Annotated in this window: 9 protein-coding genes and 1 pseudogene; 5 read left to right on the top strand and 5 right to left on the bottom strand. The window is 67.4% G+C overall.

Annotated elements, in window-relative coordinates; genetic code table 11:
- Nucleotides 1–5: 5 nt before the first annotated feature.
- A complete protein-coding gene (locus PV350_RS39730) occupies nucleotides 6–284 on the bottom strand; it encodes a hypothetical protein (RefSeq protein WP_500338308.1) in 279 nt (92 codons plus the stop codon).
- A gap of 131 nt (nucleotides 285–415) precedes the next feature.
- Nucleotides 416–1,429 (bottom strand): DUF1259 domain-containing protein, encoded by a 1,014-nt coding sequence (locus PV350_RS39725; RefSeq protein WP_499511642.1) that lies wholly within the window; start codon nucleotides 1,427–1,429, stop codon nucleotides 416–418.
- 305 nt (nucleotides 1,430–1,734) lie between these two features.
- On the opposite strand from PV350_RS39725, the gene PV350_RS39720 reads away from it, so the two are divergent.
- The 5 genes and pseudogenes from PV350_RS39720 to PV350_RS39700 form a co-directional block, all read left to right on the top strand.
- On the top strand, nucleotides 1,735–2,523 hold the full coding sequence (locus tag PV350_RS39720) for an aminoglycoside phosphotransferase (RefSeq protein ID WP_500338306.1): 789 nt from the start codon (nucleotides 1,735–1,737) through the stop codon (nucleotides 2,521–2,523).
- A 279-nt stretch (nucleotides 2,524–2,802) separates the two neighbouring features.
- Nucleotides 2,803–3,141, top strand: a complete 339-nt coding sequence (locus PV350_RS39715; RefSeq protein WP_500338304.1) for a hypothetical protein — start codon at nucleotides 2,803–2,805, stop codon at nucleotides 3,139–3,141.
- Nucleotides 3,142–3,396: 255 nt separating this feature from the next.
- Nucleotides 3,397–3,870, top strand: a complete 474-nt coding sequence (locus PV350_RS39710) for a VOC family protein (protein WP_500338303.1) — start codon at nucleotides 3,397–3,399, stop codon at nucleotides 3,868–3,870.
- 889 nt (nucleotides 3,871–4,759) lie between these two features.
- Nucleotides 4,760–6,421, top strand: coding sequence for a beta-propeller fold lactonase family protein (locus tag PV350_RS39705; protein ID WP_499511639.1), 1,662 nt, complete (start codon nucleotides 4,760–4,762; stop codon nucleotides 6,419–6,421).
- Nucleotides 6,422–6,459: 38 nt separating this feature from the next.
- Nucleotides 6,460–6,636 (top strand): annotated as a pseudogene (locus PV350_RS39700) (site-specific integrase); the annotation flags it as partial.
- 347 nt (nucleotides 6,637–6,983) lie between these two features.
- On the opposite strand, the gene PV350_RS39695 reads toward PV350_RS39700, so the two are convergent.
- The 3 genes from PV350_RS39695 to PV350_RS39685 all read right to left on the bottom strand — a co-directional run bounded on the left by PV350_RS39695 (nucleotide 6,984) and on the right by PV350_RS39685 (nucleotide 10,084).
- Nucleotides 6,984–7,409, bottom strand: a complete 426-nt coding sequence (locus PV350_RS39695; RefSeq protein ID WP_500338301.1) for a 3'-5' exonuclease family protein — start codon at nucleotides 7,407–7,409, stop codon at nucleotides 6,984–6,986.
- A gap of 909 nt (nucleotides 7,410–8,318) precedes the next feature.
- Nucleotides 8,319–8,756 (bottom strand): YcxB family protein, encoded by a 438-nt coding sequence (locus tag PV350_RS39690; protein WP_500338299.1) that lies wholly within the window; start codon nucleotides 8,754–8,756, stop codon nucleotides 8,319–8,321.
- A gap of 1,058 nt (nucleotides 8,757–9,814) precedes the next feature.
- Complete coding sequence (locus PV350_RS39685) at nucleotides 9,815–10,084, bottom strand: hypothetical protein (RefSeq protein ID WP_500338310.1); 270 nt, start codon at nucleotides 10,082–10,084, stop codon at nucleotides 9,815–9,817.
- Between the last annotated feature and the right edge of the window lie 585 nt (nucleotides 10,085–10,669).

Here is a 10,669-nt window from a genome sequence, read left to right as displayed (position 1 = left end):
CTCCTCTACGCCGTGCTCTGGTGGGTGGCCAACCGGCCCCTCGCCGTCCGGACGGCGAGGGGCCGGTTGGCCACCCACCAGAGCACGGCGTAGAGGAGCACGACGGGCCCGAAGAGCAGCAGCCCGGGCAGGATGCCGTCGTTCTCCGTCGGCTCCCGCACGGTCAGACCCAGGTCGGCGAGCGGCCAGTTCGCGGCGAGGTACCAGAGCATCCAGATCGGCACCACCCCCGGGATCCCCAGCAGCAGATTCACGCCCAGGGCGGTGTACCACCGTCCGGTCATCCCCGTCGCCCCTCCCCGTGATCGTCCGTGGAGACGGTACATGAAGGCGGGCGGAGCCGACCGCCGCGGCCGCAACGGACTTCCCGCGCGGAGCGGCGGTCGGGCCACCCGTACCCGATGCCGGCCGGGCGTCAGCCGATCTCCACCGCCATCCCCTTGACGTTGGTGGCGTCCAACGCCTTCCGGATCCCCTTGGCGAGCTTGACCGCGTCACCGACGGCCCAGAAGTGGACGAAGAAGAGCCGAGGTTCGTCCGTCAGCCCGTGGTTGTGCAGCTCCACGAGTTGGCACCCCGCACGCCTGAGGGCCGCCAGGACGTCCTGGACCTCGCTGGCGATCATGGCGCAGTCGCCGCTGACCGCGGCCCTGCCGTTGCCCAGCGGCTGGTAGTTGATCGCACTGGTGGATCCGAGGCCCGGCGGCAGGACCATACCGGCGTCGGTGATGGTCTCCCGGCGCACGAAGGTGTTCTTGTAGACCCCGTCGTCGATGCCGCCCTTGATGCCCATCACCTTGTCGATGGTGGCGACGTCCATGTCGAGCTTGCGCGGCACGGTGTGGTCCGGCCGCCCCGGCGGCGGGGCGCCGGTCCGGTCGAGCGCCGCACGCAGCCCCGTGGCGATGGCCACGGGGTCCTTGCCGTGCGCGTGGACGTGGACCCACCAGATCTCCGGGTCCTGCGACAGCAGGTGCTTGTGGATCGCCGTCTGCTCGATCTTGCGCTCGTGCAGCACGTCGGCGAAGGACTGCATCTCCTTCTCGGTGACCACTACGTCGCCCATCAGCAGCGTGTTCCCGTCGGCGTAACGGACGAAGGACACGTGCGAGCCCAGGGCGAGCCCCGGTTTGACGGTGACGCCCTGCGAGACCACCTTGAGGTCCCGGCGCGGCAGACCCGTGTGGTACATGAAGTCGCGCCTGATGTCGCCCGTCCGCCCGAGCGCGACGGCCACGTCCTTCCAGTCCGTCAGAGCGGTGCGCACGGGCATGACCGACGGGTGGTTGTGCTGTTTCGACGTTCCGGTTGGCGCGCACGCGGAGATCGCCCCGCCCAGCATCGGCGCCAGAGTGGCCGCGGCGAGCAGATGCCGCCGTGACGCACCCGCCTGCGGGTGGGTGTCCTGCTGTCGGTCCTCACGCATCATGTGTGCCTCCTGACGGGATGGAAGCACGACGAGCCACGGACATACCCCAGCACCGCCAGCACTGCGGCCAGGTGGGTGAAGCGCCCGTCGGCAAACGGGTGAGGCGGCCCGCCGACGGAGCCCGTACGCCCGCCCCGGCCACGCCTGGCGGCCCCCCAACTGCGCCACGACGCTCCGCATGCTCGGCCGACCGGCGCAGTGCAGGGAGCCCGGGCCGGCGAACCCCGCAACGGACCGTCACCGAGGGAAGCCGCGCCCGCGTGCACGGCGTGGCCCCCTCCGACCCGTTCCGGGACCATCCGACCATGCCGACGCACCGCTTCACCGAGGTCCCCGCCGACGCCTTGGCCGTCATCGAGAAGCACACCGGGCCCGTGCTGGAAGCCGAGTCGGTCCCGACGGGCCTCAATTCCGAAGTCGCGGCCCGTATCCGTACGGCGACGGGCGCCGTCTTCGTCAAGGGGCTGCGGCTCGAGCATCCACGGGCGTGGACGCAGGAACGCGAAGCGGCCATCGCCCCGCACGTCACGCCGCTGGCTCCGGCCCTGCTCTGGCACACCCGGTGCGCGGGCTGGGACCTCCTCGGCTTCGAGGACCTCGCCGGCCCCCACGCGGACTACGCCCCGGGCTCACCCCACCTGGACCTCGTCGCCGACGCGATGCGGGCCCTCGCGGCCCTGCCGCTGCCCGACCTGCCGCTCAGGACCATGCCGGACCGGATGCGGGCCCACGCCGGCGACGACGCCGGGCTGTTTACCGGGGACCGGCTGCTTCACACCGACTGGAACCCGCACAACGTCCTCATCGCCGGACGGGCCCGGCTCGTCGACTGGGCCTGGGCCGCCCGAGGCGCCGGATGGATCGACCCCGCCCTGTGGGCCATCTGGCTCATCGCCTCCGGCCACATTTCGGAGCAGGCCGAGCAGTTGTCGGCCGAGCACCCCGCGTTCGCCGCCGCCCCCGCACCCGGGCTCGACGCGTTCGCGCGAGCCCAGCACCGGCTCTGGGACGAGATCGCCGGCGACTCCCCGAACGAGTGGACGGCCAGGATGCAGACCGCGGCCGCGGCATGGCACCGGCACCGATGCGGCTGACCGAGCCGCGGTCGCCGTGCGGAGCGCCCACGACCTGATGCGAACTCCCGCCGTCAGTGCATGCGTTGACGTGACCGGCGCCTGGCCCAGCCACCTCGCCGGCGGCGTGAGATTCCGTTCCTCCACCAGCCGCTCGGGGCGGGCGGATCCGGTCGCCTACCTCAGAGACCCGGATCGCCGCGGACCCGGCGTTGGTGCGTTCGCTGTTCCTTCACCGGGCTGTCGCCCCGGGTTGCGGCGATCCGCGCATTCTTACGCGATGCGATCAAGGCTCAGGGGGTGCGGTGGCCGTCGATCGCGCTGCGGGGCACGGACACCGTGCCCCGCGACAGGGGGGACGACGGTTCATGGGAAGCGGTCGGCGATCAGCGTCACCGGTCTGTTCGGGCCCGCGCCGCGACGTCGAGCACGCATGAGCAGGCGAGCCCACCTCGGGTCCTGCGGCCACCGTCCCGGACGCTGGCCACCGGCACCGGCACCGGCACCGGCACCGGCACCGGCACCGGCACCGGCACCGGCCCCGGCACCGCGGATGCCGGGGCCGGGCTCGACTTCGACGCCCCGACTTCCACGCCGCCCGGCACGTACACGGCGGTCCTGACGCTGACCGTCATCTGATCCCCATCCGCAGGAGGGCCGCCGGCGCGGTTCTCACCTCACGCCCACCGGGCATGCATGCTCCGGGCGGTCGTCCGCCGATGTCGGGCGTTGGCAGGCAGTGGGAGACCCGGCCGTTGCAGTGGCTGATGGGCGAAGGTGTCCAAGCGGCCGCGTCTGGTGTTCGGGCAGCCGGCGAAGGTACACCGATGAGTTCCGCCGGCCAGGCCGGTCTCTCAGTACGCACGCCATCGAGCCACCGACTGGAGACCCACCATGACGAATCCCGCACACTCCGGCCGCATGCTGTTCGTGAACCTCCCCGTAGCGGACCTCGAACTCAGCAAGGCGTTCTTCGCCAAGCTCGGGTTCGGCTTCAACCCGAACTTCACCGACGAGTCCGCAGCCTGCATGCTCGTCGGCGAGCAGGCCTTCGTCATGCTGCTCAGCCGCGGGAAGTTCGCGGAGTTCGCGAAACTGCCGATGGCCGACCCCACGACGCACACGCTGGCGTTGTACTGCTTCAGCGTGTCGTCCCGCGATGAGGTCGACACGGTCAGCGCCGCCGCACTCGCGGCGGGCGGCTCCGAGGCGGACGACGCCGAGGACCACGGCTTCATGTACTCACGCAGCTTCTTCGACCTCGACGGCCACGGCTGGCAGGTCATGTGGATGGACCCGGCAGCGGCGGAGCAGGGCCCCGAGGCGTTCGATGCCTCCACGACCCAGGACGCCGACACCCCGGCCTGACCTGTGGATTTCCCTCTGCGCAGGAAGACCGCGGCGGCGAGCGGCACCGAGCAGCTCGAGCGCCTCGGCACGGGCGTCCTCGTCCTCATCGTGAAGATCTTGGTGCGGAGCGCCGGTGTGCCCCGTGCGGTGTTCCAGCGCAGGGCGCACTTTGGTTTCCTCCGGGCCACTGGTGGGAGTTGCCGTCGTTCGCCCTCGTTGCCGTCAGCGCTGCCGTCGCTCGACCGAATGACTCACGTGCACGCTTTCCAAGTCTGCGTATGCCAGTCACAGGTCGGTACGGGATCATTCCCCTCTGTTCACGTTGGCTCGTTCCTGCAGGTTCCGGCCGGAAGTGGGACTCGTCTGGACGGGGCTGAACGCATGCGAATGAGACCACGACTGAGATCAGCCCCCCAGCCGATCGTCGCTGGGTATCAGGCTGGGCTGCTCCCGGCCGTCACGACGCTGTCTGCGCCCATGAGACGTCCACGATGACGCTGCGTGAAGCGCAACAGAAACATTCCTGAGCTCATGAGCGAAGTCCCGGGAAGCGGTCACGTTCAGCGCATTCCGGCTGGCAGGGCAGCGTAGCGGCCCAAAGGATGTGCATTGACGGACGGCTGGGCTCTTATTGCTGCTCAGCCGTCGCAATTCATCATGACGGCTCCCAAGAGCCGACCGGCCTGGAGAAACAATGTCCCTCATCTCCCCTGCGCTCATATCCAGCGGCGTCTTCGCAGACTTACGCCGTAGCGCACGGCACCAATGGCTCACCCGGTTGAGCGTCATCCTGGCAGCCCTTTCCCTCGCCCTCCTGCCGACCGCTGCTCCTCACGCCTTCGCAGCAACACAGAAAGACTTGCCCCACAATCGCTTGAACCCCGCGGGCGGATCTGAGGTGCCCGCTGTGCAAGGGCGTGTGGCCGCGCCGTTGAGCGCGGCGTTCTCCACGGTGACGATCCCGGCGGGCACGAGCCCGATCCCGGTGGCGGTGGCGCCGAACGGCAACGTCTACGTCGGCAACGCCAATTCGAGCAATGTGACGGTGATCAGCAGCACCACGAACACCGTCCTGGCCACCGTCCCCGTCGGCTCGAGCCCGGCCATGGTGGCGGTGGCGGCGAATGGCAGCGTCTACGTCACCAACCAAAGCTCGAACAACGTAACAGTGATCGACAGCACCAATAACACGGTCCTGGCCACTGTCCCCGCCGGCGGGGGCCCGTTCGCGTTGGCGGTGGCGCCCAACGGCAGGGTCTACGTCGCCAACTCGACGTCGAACAACGTGACGGTGATCGACAGTACCAATAACACGGTCCTGGCCACCGTACCCGTCGGCGCGGTCCCGGACGCGGTGGCGGTGGCGCCGAACGGCAACGTCTACGTCGCCAACCGAAACGCGGGCACCGTGACGGTGATCGACAGCGCCACGAACACCGTCCTGACCACCCTCCCCTCCGGCGGGTTCCCTGGCGCGGCGGCGGTGGCGGCGAACGGCAACGTCTACATCGCCAACCAGACCTCGAACAACGTGACGGTGATCAGCAGCGCCACGAACACCGTCCTGGCCACCGTCCCCGCCGGCACGGTCCCGGGGGTGGTCGCGGTGGCGCCGAACGGCAACGTCTACGTCACCAACACCGTCTCGAACAACGTGACGGTGATCGACAGTGCCACGAACACCGTCCTGGCCACCGTCCCCGCCGGCGGGGGCCCGTTCGGGATAGCGGTGGCGCCGACCGGCAAGGTCTACGTCGGCAACTCAAATTCGAACAACGTGACCGTGATCGACAGTGCCACGAACACCGTCCTGGCCACCGTCCCCGCCGGCGCGTTCCCGTTCTACGTGGCGGCGGCGCAGAACAGCAACGTCTACGTCACCAACGCCAATTCGGCGAACGTGACGGCGATTTCGCCATTGACGGTGACGACCTCACCCACGTCGCCGAAGTGCGAACAATCGGTGACGTTCAGCATTTCCGGGGGCACTCCGAGCGGGACAGCGGTGGTGGACTTCGGGGACGGCAGCTCCACGGTCACCGTCGCCCTGGACGCCACCGGGAGCGGGCAGACCAGCCACACGTACGCCGCCGGTACGTTCACCGCGACCGTGAACGGCAACCCCACCTCCGTCACCGTGGCGAGCGGATCCGGCCGGCCGTGCTGTCGCGGTGGGTCCCACGCGGGCGATGGCGCGCGGCCTTCGCAGTCACCCCGACCGCACTGCTGCGCCGGCATGGGCAACTCGCCGCACGCAGATGGACCTCCGCCCAGCACCGTCGCCCCGGCCGCCCATCCGTCACCCCGGCCGTCAAGCGGCTCATCCTGCCCTTGGCCCGCGAAAACAGCAGCTGGGGCCACCGCCGAACACAAGGCGAACTCGCCTGCCTCGGCTACCCGATCGCCCCATCCACAGTCTGGGAAATCCTTCATGCAGTCTGAATCGACCCTGCCCCGCAACGCTCCGGCCCGACCTGGCGCCAGTTCCTCACCGACCAGGCCCGCGGCATCATCGCCGCCGACTTCCTGCACCTCGACACCGTCTCACTCAAGCGCCTGTACGCCCTGATATCCATCGAGTACGGCACCCGGCGCGTCCACCTCGTCGGCGTCACCGCGCTGCTGACCGCGGCAGGCGTCGCGCCTCGCGTAGTGATGGAGATCCTCGGGCACTCCCAGATCGCCGTCACGATGAACGTCCACACCCACGTGGTGCAGGACACCCAGCGTGAGGCCGTGAGCCACATGGGCCGGCTGCTGCGGAGGCGTCCCGGCCGCGAGTGAGCGTGGCCGTTGATGTCTGATCCGGATGCCGAAGACCCCCAGCCATGACCGGCTGGGGGTCTTCTCACTGGTGGGCGTGGACGGTTTCGAACCGCCGACATCTGCCTTGTAAGCCTGGTGGTCAGGGTCTTTGAGGTTACGCAGGTCAAGTCAGGTCTGAAGGGGCCCCAGTTCAGCGAGGCATCTCAACTGTGGCGAGCCGTCGTTGTCCGTGGCTGACCGCCCGAAGTGGCACGGTTGTGGCACATGGGCGCGCGCCTCTGACCCCTCCCAGACCAGGAGTGGTGTGTCTGCAGATTTGAGCTGGGACGGCATCCGCGGTCGGGCGTCTCACGTCATGGTCGCGCCTAGGCGCTGGTCTGTGAGGCATCGTGATCTTGCCAAGGCAAAGCCTGAACTGTTCCGAGGGGCCAACGCGGGTCCCTCTCCCTGCCAGGCTGCCGCACTTCGGCCTCCCGGACTTGCTGTTCGTCCCATCGAACCTGTTCCCGGTGCAGGGCGGGCCGCGACAGTCTTCCGATGGGCGGATAGCAGGCGCCAATGACGTAGGCGAGAACGAGTGCCGCTTCGGCGTCGCTCCGCGGATCGCCCGGGCAGTTGTGCTCGATGCCGTACCAGTCGGTAACGGTCTCCAGCGCACGCCCACCAGAACGGTAGCGGTCGGCCTGCCGGTCCAATAGGAGGGGATCACAGATTGGTGCGAGGCCGTTGGGGGCGCGATCGGCGAGGGGCGCGAGATCGTGCCGTTGCAGCTCGGTTTCCAGGGTGGTCAAGACGAATGGAGCGTGCCATGCCACCAGCGGTTCTTTAGCCGCCAAGTGGCTGGCAAGTACGGTCGCTAGCTCATCCAAGGCTTGAGTGGAATGTGTTCCCTCAGCCCGGGCCTGTTCCACAGTGATGCTGTGGCGCTTACCGGGTGCGACGGCAGTCGAGCTGGGCCTGGGTTGATCAACCAGTACTGACCTGCTCCGTCGGAGGTACGCACTGCCGCGCCCAGGATTCGGTCGACTCCGTACCGGTTTCCGGTGGTGGCAATGTCCACGGCCATGAGACGCCGGCGATACCATCCCGAGTGTCGGCCGCGTGGCGGAGGCGCAGGCTCACGGACGTGTTCCGGGTGGTAGACCTCCCAGCCCCCAAACTGCGTGGATATCAACACCCCAAGCCCTGCTGGCACCAGGACTCCGCAAGCCTCACAGTCGCCTTCGCGCAGGTTCTTCCGCACGGTGGGGACCTCGGAGGTGACACCGCTCTGCTCAAGCTGCGCTGGCGCGTGCTCCTGGTGGTAGACCACCCACGAACCCGATTGGCTTCGCAGCAGCACTCCAGTATGGGGAGGTACCGTCTCCTGGCACTGGCAGCAGAACCCCTCGTACTGGTTGGTGCGCACCGCGTCGGTCATCGCCTCTCCACGATCTTGGCGGTACCGGTCGGCTCATCTACGGTGACCGGGTGAGGCAGGAGGTCGATCATTGCTTTGGCACGCCGCGACTCCATGGCGAGGACCGTACTAGCTTCGAGCGAGCACCGCTTTAGGAGTTCATTCATAGCTACGCGCACGCTGTTGCGTTGCTGCTCCAGGAGGTCAAGGAAGTTCGCTTGCTACCGCCAGGGTCCTCGTGAGTACGGCTCTGTTGCCGTCATCTTCTGCCGTCAGGCGAACAGTCGGTACCAGGAGCCCTTCATCTCGGAGGCAGTCGCCCGGCCAGGAACGCGGCGAGGGCGACGTGCTGGTTCTCGTCGAGAGCCCGCTTGGGGATGACCTCGGCTGCCATCCTGCTTGTCCGCAGGTACCAGAATCCGCCGCGCTCCCTGGCATCGGAGAAGGCGTTCCAGTTCACCGCGACCTGGGATGCGGAGGTGCGCAGCGTGTACGTCTCCTCGGTCAGATGAAGCGTCCACGGCCCGGGGAACTGGGCCGCGACCTTACCTGCCGCCGCACGCACAGCGATGACTTCGACGTAGACCAACATGCCGAGCCCGAAGAAGATCAGCCACTCCTTCGAGTCGTCGAGAAACAAGGTGAACGCGCCGACCAGAGCCAGGAACAGGCTGACGGCGGCGAAGTGACGGATGACCGGGGAGTTGCGTACCAGGCCGCGATAGTCCCGGTTGGTCATCTGGAAGGTGACAGTCAAGTCCACAGCTACAGAGGCCCTTTCCTTGGGGCCACGCTTGGCGGACCCTGACGCCGAGAGAGTACCCGTCACCCGCGTTGCTGATCACGGAATCCGTCTCGCGATCTGGGGCATCTGAGGCCCATGCCTTGGACGCGCGCCGGACGGTGCGCTACTGGAGTCAGTGACGATGTACGGGCTCCTGGTCTGGTCGGTCGGTCCGGCGGACAGGTAGTACGGATGACCGGGCGAGGCTTGCGGCGCTGGAGGAGACCCCGTGGGAGGGCGTACTGAGCTTGGGAATCACCCCCCGTGCATGACGGTCATGCGATGCCCGGCGTTGACCGTGGTTCGCCGGCCCATCTGGCACGACAGCAGTCAGACGAGACGCCAAGACCAACACCACGGAGTCCAGTGGCCAGCGGGCCTCTCTTCGATGCCGGCAGCGCGCTTAATGACTACTTGCTGGTCCTGGACCATGTGCACCTGGTCTCCGGGAGCGAGCATCAGGAGGCCGTCCAGCTCGTAGATCGCATCTGGATCGAACCGCAGCTCGTTCACGAGCAGTGCTCGGTCTGCCGTCACCGGGTCACCCTGAAGCCTCATGGAGACAGGATGAATCATCCGGCCCTCGTGAGCACCGCCTTACAAGTTCGTGCCCATGTCAGCACAGCCTGCGCGAAGGCGCCTACACGGGTGGTCTCTGGTTGGTCCTCGGCCGCCTCACTCCGCCGTCGTCCCCCGACGTTGATGTCACCTGGTGATGTCAGCCGCGAAGGCAGGGGGCTTCGAAGATACCCATACAGCCCCGGAGAGATGAAGCCGGCGGGTACCTCTTCGCGTCAGACAGCGCCTGTCCGCCGCAGGTGTCGTACTAACCCGCGTGCGTGTGATTCGTAGAATGACGTGCCAGCTGCCTGGTCCGTCCAATATGCGGCAAAGGGCACGCCCAAGTAATCGAGGCTCAGGGACAAGGGGGGCGGAGGGATGCGGAAAACTGGATTAGCGCCGGTGGAGCCGTAGTATCGCCAGGTGCTGACGAGCCGCCACAAAAAGGATGTCTAGTTGATCACCTCGGCACTCAACTCAACCACGGATATCCCTGGAATGCCGAGCGCTCCAATTAGCCCTTCCGCCGCCTCCGCAGAGAAAAGTCCACTGCTCGCACTAAGGAGAAATCCGGGCGTAGGCGGATGTTGAGCCTCCCGCTGCAGGGCGAACTTTTCCCCGTTGGGCAACGAGAACGCGAAGCACAACCATTCGGCCAGATCGTCCACTGCGACGTCGGGGCGGCCCCAATGGCGGTACAACGCGATGAGATCAACTTGCACCAGCGCCAAGTATCGGATTTCCTTTAGCACTAGCTGCTCTTCCGGAATTCTCTGGAGATCTGTAAAGCTGAGCCCCATCGGACGACCTACCTCGTTTCCGCAATGATGATTGAATTCCTGCCATATCCATGCCCTGGTGCCTGCCCACGCTTCAGGTAGTCCTCATCAGGGCAGCCGACATCAGTGTCGTCGGTCGGGCAGAGCGCAGGGTCGTCCTCGTCACCGAACAGATAGGCCTCCACCTCACAGTCGCCGTTGGCAGACCGCAGCGAGAGCGCTTCCGCGCGTGACGTCCTCGTCGGGAGTGCCGAAGCCGCCCTCCTCAGGAAAGACTTCAAACGCCCATCGGCCCGATGCCAGCACCGACGGATCATCACAATGCGACGCCGCTGGCATACCGGCAGGCCTGACGCTGGCGAACGTGTGGTCCTCGCGGAACGTCAGCGATGTACCCGACCCGCTGGTCCACCGCCCCGTGAGCTGATCCGCCCGTATCTCCGCAGCCCACACCCCCGCGGCCAATCCACTCATGCATGACGTCGTGAGCATGCCCGCGGCCGCCATGCCAGCACCCCAACCCCAACC

It is taken from the genome of Streptomyces sp. PA03-6a (genome assembly GCF_033792765.1).
GTDB lineage: Bacteria > Actinomycetota > Actinomycetes > Streptomycetales > Streptomycetaceae > Actinacidiphila.
The sequence above is the reverse complement of the archived record's forward strand: the minus strand, read 5'-3'. Positions and strand labels throughout refer to the sequence as shown.

Excerpts from the sequence above, each read along its gene's own strand:
- PV350_RS39690 (WP_500338299.1), bottom strand. The coding sequence starts at position 8,756 with ATGACCAACCGGGACTATCGCGGCCTGGTACGCAACTCCCCGGTCATC.
- PV350_RS39710 (WP_500338303.1), top strand. The coding sequence starts at position 3,397 with ATGACGAATCCCGCACACTCCGGCCGCATGCTGTTCGTGAACCTCCCC.
- PV350_RS39720 (WP_500338306.1), top strand. The coding sequence starts at position 1,735 with ATGCCGACGCACCGCTTCACCGAGGTCCCCGCCGACGCCTTGGCCGTC.
- PV350_RS39725 (WP_499511642.1), bottom strand. The coding sequence starts at position 1,429 with ATGATGCGTGAGGACCGACAGCAGGACACCCACCCGCAGGCGGGTGCG.
- PV350_RS39730 (WP_500338308.1), bottom strand. The coding sequence starts at position 284 with ATGACCGGACGGTGGTACACCGCCCTGGGCGTGAATCTGCTGCTGGGG.